Annotated in this window: 16 protein-coding genes, 4 pseudogenes and 1 other annotated feature; of the genes and pseudogenes, 4 read left to right on the top strand and 16 right to left on the bottom strand. The window is 54.0% G+C overall.

The annotated features are described in order from the left end of the window. Positions 1 to 803: 803 nt before the first annotated feature. Both ASD46_RS10560 and ASD46_RS27950 read left to right on the top strand, forming a co-directional pair. Complete coding sequence (locus ASD46_RS10560) at positions 804 to 1022, top strand: hypothetical protein (protein ID WP_013760948.1); 219 nt, start codon at positions 804 to 806, stop codon at positions 1020 to 1022. Between the two features lie 46 nt (positions 1023 to 1068). Further along, positions 1069 to 1573, top strand: a pseudogene (locus ASD46_RS27950) (hypothetical protein). 226 nt (positions 1574 to 1799) lie between these two features. On the opposite strand, the gene ASD46_RS10550 reads toward ASD46_RS27950, so the two are convergent. The 5 genes from ASD46_RS10550 to ASD46_RS10530 all read right to left on the bottom strand — a co-directional run bounded on the left by ASD46_RS10550 (position 1800) and on the right by ASD46_RS10530 (position 4101). After that, complete coding sequence (locus ASD46_RS10550; protein ID WP_013760949.1) at positions 1800 to 2222, bottom strand: type II toxin-antitoxin system VapC family toxin; 423 nt, start codon at positions 2220 to 2222, stop codon at positions 1800 to 1802. Further along, entirely contained in the window at positions 2219 to 2473 is a 255-nt protein-coding gene (locus ASD46_RS10545; RefSeq protein ID WP_013760950.1) for a type II toxin-antitoxin system Phd/YefM family antitoxin, read from the bottom strand. The genes ASD46_RS10550 and ASD46_RS10545 overlap by 4 nt, the downstream gene beginning before the upstream one ends. Positions 2474 to 2697: 224 nt before the next feature. Continuing rightward, positions 2698 to 3114, bottom strand: coding sequence for a hypothetical protein (locus ASD46_RS10540; protein ID WP_013760951.1), 417 nt, complete (start codon positions 3112 to 3114; stop codon positions 2698 to 2700). Beyond that, entirely contained in the window at positions 3111 to 3377 is a 267-nt protein-coding gene (locus tag ASD46_RS10535) for a type II toxin-antitoxin system prevent-host-death family antitoxin (RefSeq protein WP_013760952.1), read from the bottom strand. The genes ASD46_RS10540 and ASD46_RS10535 overlap by 4 nt, the downstream gene beginning before the upstream one ends. Before the next feature lie 304 nt (positions 3378 to 3681). Next, positions 3682 to 4101 carry a thermonuclease family protein gene (locus ASD46_RS10530; RefSeq protein ID WP_236736204.1) on the bottom strand — a complete coding sequence of 140 codons (420 nt, stop codon included), beginning with the start codon at positions 4099 to 4101 and terminating at the stop codon, positions 3682 to 3684. A 614-nt stretch (positions 4102 to 4715) separates the two neighbouring features. Here ASD46_RS10530 and ASD46_RS10525 point away from each other — a divergent pair. Further along, positions 4716 to 5030 (top strand): DUF6804 family protein, encoded by a 315-nt coding sequence (locus ASD46_RS10525; protein ID WP_013760954.1) that lies wholly within the window; start codon positions 4716 to 4718, stop codon positions 5028 to 5030. A 191-nt stretch (positions 5031 to 5221) separates the two neighbouring features. Here the strand turns inward: ASD46_RS10525 and ASD46_RS10520 are convergent, their stop codons facing one another. The 11 genes and pseudogenes from ASD46_RS10520 to ASD46_RS26480 form a co-directional block, all read right to left on the bottom strand. Next, the gene (locus ASD46_RS10520) at positions 5222 to 5599 is read right to left on the bottom strand and encodes a hypothetical protein (RefSeq protein WP_060642215.1); all 378 of its coding nucleotides are present in this window, start codon (positions 5597 to 5599) and stop codon (positions 5222 to 5224) included. Positions 5600 to 5752: 153 nt separating this feature from the next. Continuing rightward, complete coding sequence (locus tag ASD46_RS10515) at positions 5753 to 6595, bottom strand: nucleotidyl transferase AbiEii/AbiGii toxin family protein (RefSeq protein ID WP_013760955.1); 843 nt, start codon at positions 6593 to 6595, stop codon at positions 5753 to 5755. Next, positions 6592 to 7275, bottom strand: a complete 684-nt coding sequence (locus tag ASD46_RS10510) for a type IV toxin-antitoxin system AbiEi family antitoxin domain-containing protein (protein ID WP_060642214.1) — start codon at positions 7273 to 7275, stop codon at positions 6592 to 6594. The genes ASD46_RS10515 and ASD46_RS10510 overlap by 4 nt, the downstream gene beginning before the upstream one ends. A gap of 322 nt (positions 7276 to 7597) precedes the next feature. Beyond that, positions 7598 to 8233 (bottom strand): hypothetical protein, encoded by a 636-nt coding sequence (locus ASD46_RS10505; protein ID WP_060642213.1) that lies wholly within the window; start codon positions 8231 to 8233, stop codon positions 7598 to 7600. A 214-nt stretch (positions 8234 to 8447) separates the two neighbouring features. Continuing rightward, entirely contained in the window at positions 8448 to 8936 is a 489-nt protein-coding gene (locus ASD46_RS10500; RefSeq protein ID WP_041694574.1) for a GNAT family N-acetyltransferase, read from the bottom strand. A 143-nt stretch (positions 8937 to 9079) separates the two neighbouring features. Further along, positions 9080 to 9502, bottom strand: a complete 423-nt coding sequence (locus ASD46_RS10495) for a hypothetical protein (protein WP_065687633.1) — start codon at positions 9500 to 9502, stop codon at positions 9080 to 9082. Positions 9503 to 10599: 1097 nt separating this feature from the next. Continuing rightward, on the bottom strand, positions 10600 to 11070 hold the full coding sequence (locus tag ASD46_RS26490) for a hypothetical protein (RefSeq protein WP_236772214.1): 471 nt from the start codon (positions 11068 to 11070) through the stop codon (positions 10600 to 10602). Between the two features lie 142 nt (positions 11071 to 11212). Next, positions 11213 to 11413, bottom strand: a complete 201-nt coding sequence (locus ASD46_RS27590) for a hypothetical protein (protein WP_156390032.1) — start codon at positions 11411 to 11413, stop codon at positions 11213 to 11215. A gap of 176 nt (positions 11414 to 11589) precedes the next feature. Continuing rightward, a pseudogene (locus ASD46_RS10485) lies at positions 11590 to 12081 on the bottom strand (IS3 family transposase); the annotation flags it as partial. 67 nt (positions 12082 to 12148) lie between these two features. Continuing rightward, the gene (gene ltrA / locus ASD46_RS10480) at positions 12149 to 13675 is read right to left on the bottom strand and encodes a group II intron reverse transcriptase/maturase (protein ID WP_236736207.1); all 1527 of its coding nucleotides are present in this window, start codon (positions 13673 to 13675) and stop codon (positions 12149 to 12151) included. 644 nt (positions 13676 to 14319) lie between these two features. After that, a pseudogene (locus ASD46_RS26480) lies at positions 14320 to 15068 on the bottom strand (IS3 family transposase); the annotation flags it as partial. Continuing rightward, positions 14671 to 14787: a sequence feature (AL1L pseudoknot), on the bottom strand. (Overlaps the previous pseudogene by 117 nt.) Positions 15069 to 15120: 52 nt before the next feature. Here ASD46_RS26480 and ASD46_RS10465 point away from each other — a divergent pair. Next, positions 15121 to 15513: pseudogene (locus tag ASD46_RS10465) on the top strand (DDE-type integrase/transposase/recombinase); the annotation flags it as partial. Positions 15514 to 15663: the final 150 nt, after the last annotated feature.

The following is a 15663-nucleotide window of genomic DNA, read 5'->3' as shown; positions in this document are numbered from 1 at the left end:
ACAATAACAATATCATGATATTGTTATTGTAATCGATCGCCGCTAATTTTCATCGCCCTTTCAATCCACTTCCCAATCAGATTCCTTCCGGTTCCCCATATAAATAAATCCACCTCGTTGTAAAAACATATATAAAATCACATGGTTATAGCTGTCCAAAATTATTCGCGTGCAAAACAAATCAAATCCCCATCCTCCCCTTAATGTGACCGGTTTATAATTATTTATATGTTTTGTGCGCTCACCTGAATAAATTATATGTTTTACAGATACCCTCCACTGCTGGTCTAATCTTCACCCAACCACCCATTCTCCTCACCTTACTCCACCTAAGTGAAAATTCATTCCAATTAGCAAGTATAAATATAAAAATATATGTATTAATGGCGATAACGCAGGTATAATATTCCGCCTGCGCATCCTGCAGCGCGTACTGCCCTCGTCGCGATAGAATCGCAGGCTAAATACGGATCGTTCAGCCTATCAAAAGTTGCACAAAATGATTGACTATCGCGGCTGCGTGAGGGAGCCTCTGCGCGAAAATACGGGGAACATAACAAATCATCATGTCGCCAGAACGCTTTAATGAATGCCTGCGGGTGATCCGCTGGACGCCAATCAATATTGCCTCTGCCTTGCAATGTGAACTCTCATGGATCGAGGCGCTGGAAGCCGGCAACGATNCAATCGAATGACAGGTAAATACGAATCGTTCAGCCTATCAAAAGTTGCACAAAATGATTGACTATCGCGGCTGCGTGAGGGAGCCTCTGCGCGAAATACGGGGAACATGACAAATCATCATGTCGCCAGAACGCTTTAATGAATGCCTGCGGGTGATCCGCTGGACGCCAATCAATATTGCCTCTGCCTTGCAATGTGAACTCTCATGGATCGAGGCGCTGGAAGCCGGCAACGATGCAGTTCCCGATGGCCTCGCAACATGGCTGGAAACGCTTGCGCAAGCCCATGAAGCATTACCGCCGCCATCAACCTACAGAGGAAAACGGTCGACATTATGATGCGGCCAACAGCTGAAAACCTTCACCAACAACCGGATTACGCAATATGAAACATGCCATCGCAATTCTCGGTCTGATCACCGTCTCCAGCCCGGCTTTCGCAGCATCGTGCGAGAAAAACTTCACAGTCTCAGGTGTGCCGATGGTCACGGCTGTCTCTTACAAATCCTTTCAGGAACTGCCGAAAGCCAAAGCACCCGCTGTCCTTCAAAAGCTAGCCCAGGCCGCCCTCAGGTGTGCCGATGGTCACGGCTGTCTCTTACAAATCCTTTCAGGAACTGCCGAAAGCCAAAGCACCCGCTGTCCTTCAAAAGCTAGCCCAGGCCGTCGCAGCAGAAGGTTTCTCAGGTATCCAGATCAACAAGGCACTGTCGTCAATCGATGCCCACCAGGAAACCAGCGGAAGTGGCAGGATTCAGACGCTGCGCGTTGTCGCCCGCCAGAAAGGCGCAGCTGTCCGGATCGATGCTGTTTTCAACATTCAGGCAGGACAGATCGCCGACAAGGATGTCATCCGCAAGGGCATCTGCGACATCATAAAAGGCGTGTAAGGNTGTCCGGATCGATGCTGTTTTCAACATTCAGGCAGGACAGATCGCCGACAAGGATGTCATCCGCAAGGGCATCTGCGACATCATAAAAGGCGTGTAAGGGCCGGCTTGAAGACACCCCGGTCCAGCAGCACGAGCCCTCGTGCACAGGAAACCAACCTGCTCATGTCCGCTGCTACTGAACTGGCGGCGGCAGAAGGATGTGCACGAGTGTGTTCCCAAAAAATCAGCCCTGCCACGGATCGACAACGATAGCGCCGGTACCGTCGAAATCCCGTACGTTGCGCGTAACAACGGTCAGGTTGTGAACAAGCGCCGTCGAGGCGATCAAGGCATCGGCCTCGTTGCGACGGTCCGGGATATGCAGATGGGCGCAACGTGTTACTACGGCATCATCGATGGGAAGAATACGGCCCTCGAATTCAGGACGGACACGGTCATCCATCCATTTCCGCAAGAGAGCTCCCTGGGAACCATCACGGCGCTGGAGGCTCAATATGCCGCGTTCAATCTCAAGGATCGTGATCGCAGAAATAAACAGATCACTCGAATCCTGCGCGCTGACCCAGCGAGTGACGTTTGCATCTGCCTTGCCGTCTCCAGCCTTGCGCAGCTCGGAAACAACGTTCGTGTCGAGCAGGTACTTCAAGACAGATCAATCTCGCGGGTAACAATTTCCGCTCTTGGGATATCAAGGTCAGTCTTCGACAGTCCGAACATTGACAGTGCGTCGACAAGGTTGCGGCGCCTTCCGGTGAGGCGCTCGAACTCGCTGTACGTCATTAACACATGAGAAGGCTTGCCACGATCGGTGATGATCACAGGTCCCGCCTGAGCGGCTTTCTTTGCCTTGCTGACATCGTGATTGACCTCACGGCTGGAAAAACTTGTCATACTCATACGAAGCCTCCATGTAGGTACATGCCTACATATAGCCCGCATTCAGCCTGACTGCAACACTCACATGACCAGGACATCAGGCGCGTCGCGGTATTGGTCTGCGTTGCTATCCCGTTGACCGTCACCATCTTATGGGCGGTAGTGCACCGGATCTCGCTTCTGCACGGGACCGCGGTTCAAACGGCAATCCCACCAGGCCCGTAGCGCGAACATCGCCCGGTTATTTATCGGGCGCGGTAAACCTCGCTGGATGACCGACGACGCGCAATAAACTCCCGAAGAACGGGGAGAAAAAAAGCCTTGCTGAACCGCCCCACAGGAGGCTCCGGCTCCAGATAGAAAGAATGTCCGATAATATCGCTGTTATACTCATCCAGAATGATCCAGAGCCGCATATCTGCATCAAGACCGGCCCGGCGCTTTTCAATCGCTGGGATCTCAATAGAAAAACGATCAGTTTCCGGCTGCTTTGTCGTGATGGGAAAGAACAGAACCATGTCGCCGTCCGCACGGGCGAGCCTCACGCCAACAACAACGGGTCGACCCTTCCGACCTTCGGTTTCACCGAGCGAAGCCTCCCGGCTCCACAGATAAGGGTAGCGGATTACGACTGCAGTCTCGATGTCATCGAAACCGCTCACCGAACCATCTCTTCCGTTTCCGCATAAGCCTCGACTGCCGCCTCAAACTCGTCCAACAAAGCGTCAGACATATTATCGATAGTGCCTACCGCGCGCAGATCAGACTGCCGCATCAAACGTTCATAATCCTCAATATTAAGAAGGACCAGACGAGGTTTGTTGCGCTGGGTGATCGTCACCGGATGGCGAAGTGCCTCGGCGATGATATCACCGGACTTCCTAGAAAGATCACTCGTCGTGTAAGAATTACCTGAGCTTGCCATCGATTATACTCCCGTCTTCCGTCGCAACGATAGCACAGCCAAAAAAGGAAATCCATAAAATACAGCAATGCTGTAAATGCTGTAAATGCTGCATTGATTATGCGCATTAATGACGCCACGGGACCACTAAAACTCCTGATCATTCCATTTTTTTGAAGTTTCGCATGCCTCATGGGCGCAGCCCTTCCAGATTCAGATAAACCTTCATCTGCTGGATTGGCTTGAACTTCATTTGCGGCGCACACGCTGCCTGAGAGGACGATCAACGAGGCGGCAGAATTCAGCTGCAGTCCGCACAGATTAATCAGCACCATGGCTGCCTTTTGCCTGTCCATGTCCGGGCAAGTCCCTCAGATACGAGGATATCGCCGATCGAACGGCCATCTTTCAAAAGTACCCTCAGCTTTCGTCCATACCTGTCCTCGTCGCGACCGGGCCAGGACTGCATGGTAAAAGCACCAGAATTGACCAGTTCCATCAGCCGTACAGTTGCACGCTCCCCAAGCGCTTTTTCAGACGCGCACTGTGGTTTACCGATTTCTGGCGCATCGATATCGGCAATGCGAACCTTGACGCCACCAGTCCACAGCGTATCTCCATCGACAATGCAATTGACACGGACGCTCCCGCTGCATCTCCGGTAGGACGCGACCGGAGATGCCGTCGAAAGGATGTCTTGTCCCGCGTTTTGCGGGTCTCGCGAACGCGATGTTATATCGCGCACTTTTGCTTCCAGATCTGGCTGAAAAGACGGTCTGTGATCGATTACGTAATAGGATATGCCTGCGCCTACGAGGAAACTCGCCAGCATGCCAAGCACAACGAGCATAACAAACGAACTGCCTGACCTCGATCGTGACGTCTGCCGCGATCTGAATTGCACAACTTTAGCCATTATACCCCATGCTCCGCTCATACCCACGATAGCATCGACGAGTTAATGCAACCGACAACGGGATTGCTGCAATTTTAGGGAACCCAGCGGTCAGAAGTTAAACACCACCGGGGGGCTTTCATGCATGATAACGAAGGAAGCCTGTCGGGAGACAGAATGATGTCGACAGCTATGCACCCAGGCAGGCCGACATTGGCAAGCCAGGGCAGCAGCTTCGCAGCGCCCAAGGGCCCGGAGCGCAGCAGCATGGTGTGCGACACCGGAAAGACCGAGCGTCGTGCTTCCCGGCCCATACCGTAGTCCACCGCGTCTGCCGGGTCCCTGAATGTGCTGGTAATATACAAGAACCACCTTCGCGAATTCTACAACAGGTTGTATATCTCGTTTTCAAAACTTGTATCTGTCTAATATACGATTATTCACAGACATGTTTGGGGGCTTACATGACAACGTTTCCACGCCACATCATCCTCGTTCCAGCAGTAGCATTGGTGATTGCTGTATTGCCGTTGTCCTACGGCTACTACACGCTGCTGCGCCTCGGCATCACGGCATTTGCGGCGTTCTTCGCTTACATCGAGTACGAGAAGCACGGCGCGTTCACGGGGTGGGTCTTCGGCTTCATTTGCGTGGGATTGCTGTTCAACCCGTTTATCCCCGTGCATTTCAGCCGGTCGTCGTGGTTCATCCTTGATCTACTCGGCGCTGGTGTATTTGCCGCTTACTGGAAATTTTCGACAACGAAACTCGGCGAGTAAGGGCGCGCGACCACGGTTTGACGTTCACCTCAGTCGTTGCGGTGCGTTGCCTGGAGGCCCAACTCAGCCACGCTTGCAGATTAGTACAACCCCGCCGCGTTCGACTGCACGAGCATCGAAGCTGGCCTTGCAATCTCCGCGGCAGGCAACAGGTGGCACGAAAGGAGCTAAGCGCTGCCTGCCGGGGTCCATCAGAATTTCATGTTCAGCAACTCAGGAAAATTATAGTACCGCAACCGCTTGTCACGGCAGCGATAGTCGTCCTTTGAGGAGTCAACGCCCAAATTCTTGTACACGGCTACGCCAATATACGACCAATCGGGATTGGAACGTTCCGCCGTTCGCGTGCAAAAAGCGTAAATCTGCTTTTGAGGATCGAGCAGCACTACGCTCGAAATCTCGGCTTTCGTAAAATCACCGGCTTTGATAGTTCCGCGCATGGCGTCTAAATAGTCACGTTTAATCGGTCTGGACGGCGGACGTTGCGAATCCAAAACAGATTGCGGTGCCGGAGTCTGGCATCCAGCCAGTGTCATCACGGCGGCACAGAGAAGTAAAGCTGTCCTCATTCAATTCAATCCCCAAAAGTCAAAGCACAACACGCACAATGTACAGGCGGCGTTGTTCGTCAGACACAGCCTGCCGTCGTCGAAAAAAGCGGGTGAATGCTTCCCAGCGTCCGTCCTTCCTGCCTTCTACGAACACAAGAATATCGGGAAGCTTCAAAGCTTTTCCAGCTTGGCAAGAAAAAAACGATCACTCCAAAGATCCGTGGATTTACGCTCAGCTGGACGAAGAAACCGCCGAACATCCCCGGCAGCCTCTTTCCAGTCGATACGTTTGATCGTTTCTGAAAGAGCCGTTTTCAGCCAGGCAGCATCTACATGGACAGTCTCATCTCCCGCCCATGGACCGGCCTGCATCAGCGCATTGCGCAACAGGTCCAGATTCGGCGAAACGCTGCGAGACACATACCAGGAGAAGTCAAACCAATCACGCCCCTTGAGAAAACCACGACATAGCAGAGCGTGTATCTTGAGCGCAAAATTGGAAGGCAAATCCTGGTGGCGGACCTCATAATCAGCCGGAAAATCAAGGTAGGTAGTTGCCTCACCCGATCCCGCAGGCGGATTAACGTCGATCTCAAGCTTGATACGAATTGTTTTGGCTCTGCCTCTTCCGGCAAACGACAGATCCAGCTGCCTCGCGATAGAATCATCCTTGATAACAGCCTGCCGGATCGCCGTATCCATCCGCACCTTCGGATGTGCCTCCAGTTTCAGCCCGAACTGGCTGACAACATCCGTCAGAACCTTGAGATAAGGAGACCAGTTGAAACCCGTGTCGGGAGCCCGCAAAAGAAAATCGAGGTCCTCGGAAAAACGCGGCAGGCCATGAAGAATGCGAAGGCTTGTACCACCCTGAAAAAGAGCCACATCGAAAAAATCTCCTCGCCACAAAGCGTAGAGTACGACCTCCTGGAGTATCTCCTTGACGGCATTCTCTTCCTCTATCGCACTCTCCGCGCCATATTGCCGAAGCTTGTCCTGGATAATTTCAATCATGCCCTGACCTCAAGATCAGGCAGACGCCCCAAAGGCATCACCGCGCCTTCCAGCGCCCGGAGAAAGGCATTCGCAGCCTTGTGCTTGTACACAGGCTTCAATCCAGTAAAATCCTTGCGTCGCAATCCGAAAAGGGCATCTTCCTCGATCCTCATACCAATCGTCAGCCATTCAAGCCCGCTCCACTCCACCTTGCGAAGCGCTACCAGATCCATAAGTGCCCGAAGAGGTCGGGCAACGAACGCAATCGAGCCGTTGAGCGGAACACGGTCAACACTCGTCATGAACCGATAATCGTTGATCGCCAGGGGATGATAGCTGAAGGTCCCGAACCCGGGCGTCGAGAAATCCTGGCTTTTGCGTCCAGGTGAAACACTGGCGGTAACAAACACCGCCTCTGGAATCCATCCATGGAACGACAGTGCTGTTTCGAAAGAGATATAGCTGCCCGGCACGAGGTTTTGGGCGACGGAAAACGGATGAACCGGGTCACGTCGATAGCGTCGCGCCAGCACATAACAACCACGCTTCAGGCGGATGAGGGACCCGTCTTTCAAAGCGCGGTTGACAAGGCCATAACGGCGCGCGTCACTGCCGCCCAGCAACTCGGCGAGTTGCCGGTCATTTAGAAAACGATCAGCCAATCCGGCTGCAGAAATCTGGTCCACCAACGAAGACATAATTATTGATACTTCCAATTTGTGAAAGTTTCAAGAATTTTTAAAAGATAGTTGAAGGGCTTCCACCACCCGACGCTCAACCACTCGTTCTTAGATACTTGTTTCGGATTGTCCGATCGGAGTTCAACTCCCCGTAGACTAGAAATGAAATGCTATGATCAGGATAGGACAAAATGGCCTGCTTCAACGCGCTGGCATCAATGATGGTGGCTGCATAATCGAGGCGGAAATCCACTTAGTGAAACGCCCGAAACTGTTCAAACAAACCGAGCCACCTCTATGCTCCTCGAACTTGAAGCGCTAAGGGCGATTGGCACGGCGGTTATTTGACCACACCATCGAGATAGAGGTCTTCACCTCGTTGCAGCGGCGTGAAAGTGAAGTCGTCTTTTTTGAGAAAGCGGTCGAACCAGCCCAAAAGATCATCTTGGGTCGCCGAGTTGCGATATCCGATCAGCTTGACGGTCAGGGGAGCACTGAAGGCTATATCAAAGGCGGTGTCGAACTGAGAGGTGCCAGAAAGCTGAACCGAAAACGTGCCACCACCGTTGTGACGAATGGAGATTGCCGCACGGGCGAAGAATTCATCGCTGTAGGTGGTGATAAGGCCGGGAGCTTCCCACCAACTCTCCCCAATCAAAGGGTTTTGAGTTCCCTCGCCTTGAAAATCTACCCGGATTTCTTCGAGGCTGCGAAAATCACGGTTCTTAAAGTGCTTCAAGGGAATTTTCAGCCACTGTGTATCCAGACCCGGGTTCAACCACTGGGCGACGTCATCTTCGGGGTCATTGTTGGGATCGAAGAAGAATTTCGGAGATTTCATTTTCAGGTCAAGACCGATGTAGTCCTCCAATGTTTGACCGGGCCAGGATCCACTTGTGGCTCGCAGGGTGATCCACGGTTCCTGGACTGCAAGGTCGAGCGGATAGCTCTGATAAACAAGTCTAAAATGTCTCATGCAAATCTCCGGGAAATCCCTGACGGTAGCGGTTGATGTCTGCGCAAAAGCTGCGACAGACATGCCCCAACACACCTGTCGCCTGCAAAGTCCGCTTTAAGCGTCCTCGTCTCCTGTCATCATACAGGAGAAATGGCTCGACACAGGTCGTTCATACACGTGTGCACCTACGTCCGGTTTTGGCCCGAAGCGGTCGTCGGCCCATTGCGGGCGATCACCCGCTCGACCCGATTGCCTTTGCCAACGAAATCTTTTCTAGCGTCGTGTCGAGGATCGGATCATGAGCGAAACCGCGCCAAGTTTCATGGTAACCTAGGTGTAGGTACAAGCCGAGCGCCCGGGCGTTATCAGCAGATACGCTTATCGTCGCTTCAGCGAAGGCTGCCGCTCTGAATCGCTCTTCAAGGGCAGCAATGAGGGCTGACCCCACTCCTTTTCCTTCATTCTCTGGAGCCACCCAGATGTCACTGATATGATTGTCACGATCTTCAGAAGCACCTAGCCCTGCCAATACTCCGTCAACCGAAGCGACGAGGATGTTCTCACCCTGCTCCTTCAGGAACGGAATAAACGGGTTGTTGCTTTCAATGCGTGAAGCAACTTCGGCATTAACCAGCGGTAGGATACCCTTTCGCCAAGAGGCCAGACCGATCGCCGCCAGCTCCGGAAGTTCTTCTGATTTTGCCGGTCGCACTTCTATCATCGGAGACTTTACCGCACGACTCACTTATCGAAAGGTTCAGGTAAACGGCGCGAATCGTCAAGTTCTGAGCGCTTCGGGCGTAAAGCTACCGACGTCTGCTCTTGGCGCGAAGCGGAAGACCGCAGTCGGCCCGAAGCGGCCGTTCACGGATAGAGCGGAGTGGAATCAACGAGCGGGCCGTTTGTGGATCTGGGGGGATCTTCTTTCCAACCGGTTTGCTCCTCGACTTCGTCTGGAAACTTGTAGTATATGCAAGAATTCAGAGGGTAGATGCCGAAGTTCTCATTTATGTCGTAGCGAGCAAGCTCCAGCTCAAACGTATCGCGCTCATCACTATCGCCATAGACCATCGCCATCAGGGTGAGTGCGTGATAAGGCCCTGGCGGCCACGCGAAGCCAATGGCAACAGCTTCCTCTTCTGCAAACGTCCCCTTGATGACGCGTTTGATTTCGAGTTCAGCGCGAATCATCCGGTTCGGAAACTTGTCGGTTACAACCAACCCAGAATCGCCGATGAACAGCGACCTCAATCGAGCTTCGACAATGATCTGCGCGTTTCGGCGCATTTCCGCTCTAGGCGGACAAGGTTGCATGGCGTGGGATGGCTCTAAACTGCCGAATAAAACCGCGAAAGATGTCACCAGCCAAAGGGCTGTGCAGTTATATCTATTCACAACATGCCTCGTTCGTCGCAGACATACAGCTATCTATAGACCCAACGTTGCTCAAGGCTTATCAACAACGATGGGCTTTTTTCCGCTATGGCGCGAAGCGGAAGACCGCAGTCGGCCCTATGCAGACTTCCAAAAAAGTGTGAGACAAGGCCGGCGGACGATAATCGCCTTAATCCAACGCAGGGAAACCCGATGGAGTCACATAGTCAACCGATACACATAGCGTTCTCACGATCAGAAGCAAAAATTTTACACCAAGCCTTGAATGAAGTTTGCAATGGTCTTTCCCTGCCAGAGTTCGAAACTCGAATGGGAGCGAATCGCGATGAAGTCGAAAATCTGCTTACCAGGTTGACCGAAGTACTTGATGCCCCATGACCGCAATGGGCGCGAAGCGGAAGACGCCTCTCAGCCCTTAGCGGACAGTCGGAAGCGTGATTTCATTTAGTTTAGAAAGCCCCGGATTAATGGCCAAATATTCGTCAAGTTGAGGATCTTCTTCGTAGCGAATTTGTTCATCCAAGATGTCGAAGTCCTTACCCAATTCGTGGCGTAAAAGCGCTAGTTACCTGTCTACATTTGCGTTGAAATGATCACACAGCGACTGAGTCCAAAGGCTTGGATCGGGCGGATACAAAGGATTAAGATAGCCTGAGTGCTCGAAGTCCAGTTGATCTCTCAAATTTTGAGCTAAGTGAGATAGCTCCACGCGCGCAGGTTGGCAATGTCGCCCTTCGAGATCAAAGAGCGACGCCTCGACAGGCCCTAGACCGAGCCTTTCGCGTGTTGCAGTATCACCAGCCCACAAGCAGCCACCAGCACCATAATCGAAGAAGAATCTGAGAACACCGTTTGCCATGCCTAAGTCATAGCAGCCTCTCGAACAGCAACAAATCGCAATTAGCACAAATTTTGCTCGCGGCGACTGAATGACCGCTCTTGGCGGATACCGTTGAAAACTCGCGCCAGTGGCTGCCGTGGTCAGATTGCTATTCGTCGATCCGTACGCGGCCGCCTTCGATCACGATATGACGACCCTGCAACTCGACAAAGCGCCAATCCTCTTCAAGCGAGCCGTCTGGGAAAATTTGGAGGCGGTAATCGCCGGAGAGCAGCAAGTCAGCCCCACCAAGGTTGTCTGCATAGGCCGCTATAACGACGAGTTGCTCTGCGGTATTCACGAAGGACTTGGTTGTCTCGTCGTATCCTTTCAGAAGCGATGCAATCCTGATAAGTTGCAGGTTTCCCGATCTAGGATCGTGATCATCTACCTCTGTTCCTTCAACAGGACCGACAAAGCGATCCGATGTCCCCGTAAATACTGTATCCTTAGAAACCAGACGCCACGGGCATTGAATATGTAGTGCGTAAGGACCGACAGTTCCTCGGCCTGAAGGATGCGGCTGAATCTCCCCAAAATGCAAAATCTTCATGTCCGCAGCGTTGCGGGCAATACTCAATGGCAACCCCACCAGTACCTGAAGGCAACTTTCTAAGCGGATTTGACTATGGTTATGGGGCATCAAAATGAACTCGGCTAAATCAGAATTTTGTAGGACTTGGGCAGACCATTACACAGGATAAAGTTGAAATCCATCGACCTCACAATGCGGGACTGCGTTCGGTCGCGATTTGGAAGATCGGCATTGCTGGCCCACCGATGTCGTGATTCAATCGTCGCACTGATTTGCCGAGGGTTGAGCGATGATGGGATGCCAGACAGCTCCGGCGCTGCTCTTCTGCGACTTGTGCATTGATGATCACGTCCCCCTCGACCACATGTTGCGTGGGATCGACCACCATCTAGAGACGGCGCATCTCCCAGTATACGGAGGCAGCCCGGCAGCTTGGGCTTGGGCTTGGGCGTTCCACCGTCTGCAGAGAGATCCGTCGTCTGGGCGTAAGCCAGACCAGTTGAGGAGTCGGAATTGATACAAGTGTGAACCGCTCCGGGTTTGCCGGAGGCCGTTTCGTTTAAGTTATGCGGCCATGGCTGGTTCGTCCAGCATGGCGTAATACCGGTCCTCGGCTTCGGCTGGCGGTATATTCGCGATAGGCTCCAGAAGCCGTCGATGATTGAACCAATCGACCCATTCCAAGGTGGCGAATTCCACCGCCTCGAAGCTGCGCCATGGTCCACGTCGATGAATGACTTCGGCCTTGTAGAGACCGTTGATCGTCTCAGCGAGGGCGTTGTCGTAACTGTCGCCGACGCTTCCGACAGACGGCTCGATGCCAGCTTCTGCCAATCGCTCGGAATACCGAATGGACACGTATTGAACGCCGCGATCCGAGTGATGCACGAGGCCGCTGCCATGAGCGGGACGCCGATCATGAAGTGCCTGCTCCAGCGCATCGAGGACGAAGCTCGCATGTGCTGTCCGGCTTGCCCGCCAGCCGACGATGCGACGAGCGAAGACGTCGATGACAAAGGCCACGTAGACGAAACCCTGCCAGGTGGCGAGTGGAGTAAGAAGCGCAGAAGCACTTCTCCTCCCCGAACCGTACGTGCACCTTTCAGCGCATACGGCTCTCTATTCAAGCTTGGCCCATGGCCATAGCAACGTCATGGTAGTGTGACGTGACGGTGCTGCGGCTCTCAATCCGGCAGATGTATGGATTCTCCTCCGGATTGCGCCACCGCAATTGCGCCTTGGGGCTTGAGACAAGCCGGTGTAGCGCTTTTCCGACGGGTTCACCGCGTTCATTGCGACCAAACACGAGCCAGGTTTTCGCCTTGCCCGGTTCCGGGACCCTGAACCATTTCCGCATCAATGGTTTGATGCGGGATCGGTACTTGTGTCCCAGCCAATGCGCCATTTTCCAGAACACGACATGGTCGATGCGCCGGAAGACGTACGCCGTGAAGTCGGTGAACTTGTAGAACGCCGCCCATCCCACCAATTGGCGGTTTAGGCCGGCGATCATGTCGACCGTGCTGACACTATGATTGCCGGAAAGGGTTCCGGTGAGCTTGCGAACAAACCCCTTGGCCTTTTCCTTGGGTATCGTCGTGACGATGGACATCCGTCCATGCGCTCCTCGCTTGCGGATGATCCGGTGCCCCAGAAAGACGAAGCCGTCGTCGACGTGGGTGACATGGGTCTTTTCCATGTTCAGCGTCAACTTCAGCTCGCCTTCCAGAAACGCCCGGCATTCCTCGCGGATTTCCTCTGCCTGAGCTCTGGTTCCTTTTACGATCACGACAAAGTCGTCAGCGTATCGGCAATAGGCAACAGCCGGTTTCCATTGCCGGTTCTCGCGAACTGTGATGGGACGGCCCTGCTGGATGCCGAAGTTCCATGCCCAGCGATCCTTGCGGGCCTTATTGTTCAGGTATTTCGCCTCCAGCCAGATATCAAACTCGTGGAGCATGATGTTGGACAGGAGCGGTGACAGAACGCCACCTTGCGGAACACCCTCGCTTGAGGCCGTAAACAGGCCACGGTCGATGTGGCCTGCTTTCAAGAACCGGTAGAGAAGATCGACGAACCGTCCGTCCTGCACACGTCGCCGCACGCATCTCAGAAGCAGCCGATGATGGACCGTATCGAAGTAGCTGGCCAGATCACCTTCGATGATCCAGCGGCCCTTCGTTCCACCTCCATCCTGTAACTGTATCCTCACGGTGCGGACGGCATGATGCACGCTGCGTTCCGGTCGGAAGCCATAGGATAAACGATGGAAATCGCTTTCCCAGATTGGCTCCATGGCCATCAGCATGGCGCGTTGGACGATGCGATCCGTCAGGGTCGGAATACCCAGTGGTCGTAGCTTGCCGTTCGATTTCGGGATATAGATGCGCTTGACCGGCTGGGGGCGATAGCTCTCCTCCAGCAGGCTTGTCCGCAGGTCGTCCAGATGCTGATCCAGTTTGCCCTGCAGTCGTTGCTTATCCATTCCGTCGATACCCGGCGTTCGTGCGCCGCTTGACGCAAGAACCATCCGAGCGGCCTCGGCAAGCCATTCCCGGTTGGCAATCAGCCGAAGAAGCCGATCAAACCTTCGGTTTGGATCGCTCTCGGCCCATGTTGCGAGCTTGTGCTGCATTTCGCTGATTATCAAAGGTCTTCACCTCGTTTGGTCAGATAGTTTGCACTTCAAGCAGTTTGAACTGTTCCCCTTCGCCATGTGGCAGGCTTTCCCTGCCGCGGACTACTACGAGAACTCCGCCAACATGATGGACATCAGGGTCAACTCCCTTGAGACGCAATACTTTCGTTGTCATTCCATCATGCCTTCCCTCGTTCATATGCTGGACGTCAGCGTATTGGTGAGGCTGCCGGTCGCAGTCTTTTCCCTTGCGTTCCGCAAGTCGATGCCGATGTCATGGTCTGGCTGCATTCTCTCCATGACCCCATGCGGGCGACCTACATATACGCCCGTATTCGGATGCCGCCGACTTACGTGTCCGGCAGCTTCATCAGCATTCCACCTGTTAAGCCGTGTAGGCGGAGGCGACATTTCAGCCCTCAGATGCGGGTTAACCGGTTCGTGTTCCTCAACCTTCCAATACTTCAGCCTCGGGAACCATCTTGGCGTAACGGCTTCGCCTCAATCCCCTTTACCTGCGGGCTACGTCACCCTGCCAGTTGACGGCAGGTCACCGCCGCTTGGGCTCATGCCCCCTCGCAGCAGGGGGCAGGCAAGTCTTCACATCCTCCTTTCTCTTTGCATTCCAGTCATATGCGTCCCCGTTTGGGGCGAGGCGCACCATAGGTGAAGTCCGAAACCCACAGCCTGTTTGGTGCTGGGGCTTTGAAGTGGCGGTTAACCCGGTCAAGCGGGTTCGGGGCCGACTTGTCCGAGAACGTCGTGCGGATCGGCTTACCTCGAATGATACCCTGCAGGCGCATCGACCTCATAAGCCTGGCGACACTGCAGCGGGCGACGTCAAAGCCTTCACGCTTCAATTGCCGCCAGACCTTGCGAACGCCATAGACGCGGAAGTTCTGTTCGAAGACACGACGTATCTCAATCTTCAGGCCGATATCGCTGCGGGCGCGGATCGACAGGCGATCCACGTCCAGACGTTTGGCGGCATTCTCGTAGTAGGTTGACGGGGCGATCGGCAGCAGTCTGCAGATCGGCTCGACCCCGAACACACCACGGTGTTCGTCGATGAACGAAATCATCGCTTGAAGGGGCGGTCGAGCTCCGCCATGGCGAAATAGGCCGAAGCTTTGCGCAAAATCTCGTTGGCCTGACGAAGCTCGCGGTTCTCCCGCTCGAGAGCCTTCATCTTCTCGGCGACATCGCTCGGCAGGCCTGCTCGTTTGCCGCTGTCGACCTCGGTCTTCTTTACCCATTCATGCAGCGTGGCTGGCGAGCAGCCGATCTTGGCAGCGATAGATGAAACGGCAGCCCACCGCGAAGGGTGCTCGGCTTCGTGATCCAGCACCATACGAATGGCACGTTGACGGACTTCAGGTGAAAACTTGTTCGTTGTCTTGCTCATGATGGCTCCACTCTCTCAGAAGTTGGAGCGTCCGGCAAACCCGGAGCGGTTCAATATCCTGGTTCAGGCTCGCCGCAACAGCAGGGCTGCCAGACGCTTCTTCTCCAGGCTGGTCAGGCAGTTTGGTCAGCCGCGCGTGGTCGTGACGGACAAACTGAGTAGCGACGTGGGGACGATCCAGGCCATCGCTCCGGATGCCGATCACCGGGCGCACAAGGGGCTGAACAACCGAATTGAAAATTCCCACCGGCAGACCCGAAAACGCGAGAAGATCATGGGTCGGTTCAAGTCGACACGCCACGCACAGCGCTTCCTGTCGGCCTACGATCAAATCAACACGATCTTCCGTCCTCGCCGCTACACTCTGAGCGCCATTTCATACCGCCATGCACGGGCTGACGCGTTCAGCCTGTGGGCGCACTATGCCGCTGAAATGACAGTCTGAAACTGCCAACACAGCGTCGATCGCACCCAACGCTAAACAACTCGGCAATGCCCTCAGGTGTGCCGATGGTCACGGCTGTCTCTTACAAATCCTTTCAGGAACTGCCGAAAGCCAAAGCACCCGCTGTCCTTCAAAAGCTAGCCCAGGCCG

Origin of the sequence: Rhizobium sp. Root491, from assembly GCF_001427205.1 — a bacterium.
Classification (GTDB): Bacteria; Pseudomonadota; Alphaproteobacteria; order Rhizobiales; family Rhizobiaceae; genus Agrobacterium; species Agrobacterium tumefaciens.
The sequence above is the reverse complement of the archived record's forward strand: the minus strand, read 5'-3'. Positions and strand labels throughout refer to the sequence as shown.

Bases quoted from the DNA above. Each gene is read 5' to 3' on its own strand.
- ASD46_RS10560 (WP_013760948.1), top strand. From the start codon at position 804: ATGTCGCCAGAACGCTTTAATGAATGCCTGCGGGTGATCCGCTGGACG.
- ASD46_RS10545 (WP_013760950.1), bottom strand. From the start codon at position 2,473: ATGAGTATGACAAGTTTTTCCAGCCGTGAGGTCAATCACGATGTCAGC.
- ASD46_RS10535 (WP_013760952.1), bottom strand. From the start codon at position 3,377: ATGGCAAGCTCAGGTAATTCTTACACGACGAGTGATCTTTCTAGGAAG.
- ASD46_RS10525 (WP_013760954.1), top strand. From the start codon at position 4,716: ATGACAACGTTTCCACGCCACATCATCCTCGTTCCAGCAGTAGCATTG.
- ASD46_RS10520 (WP_060642215.1), bottom strand. From the start codon at position 5,599: ATGAGGACAGCTTTACTTCTCTGTGCCGCCGTGATGACACTGGCTGGA.
- ASD46_RS10515 (WP_013760955.1), bottom strand. From the start codon at position 6,595: ATGATTGAAATTATCCAGGACAAGCTTCGGCAATATGGCGCGGAGAGT.
- ASD46_RS10510 (WP_060642214.1), bottom strand. From the start codon at position 7,275: ATGTCTTCGTTGGTGGACCAGATTTCTGCAGCCGGATTGGCTGATCGT.
- ASD46_RS10505 (WP_060642213.1), bottom strand. From the start codon at position 8,233: ATGAGACATTTTAGACTTGTTTATCAGAGCTATCCGCTCGACCTTGCA.
- ASD46_RS10500 (WP_041694574.1), bottom strand. From the start codon at position 8,936: ATGATAGAAGTGCGACCGGCAAAATCAGAAGAACTTCCGGAGCTGGCG.
- ASD46_RS10495 (WP_065687633.1), bottom strand. From the start codon at position 9,502: ATGCGCCGAAACGCGCAGATCATTGTCGAAGCTCGATTGAGGTCGCTG.
- ASD46_RS27590 (WP_156390032.1), bottom strand. From the start codon at position 11,413: ATGGTGGTCGATCCCACGCAACATGTGGTCGAGGGGGACGTGATCATC.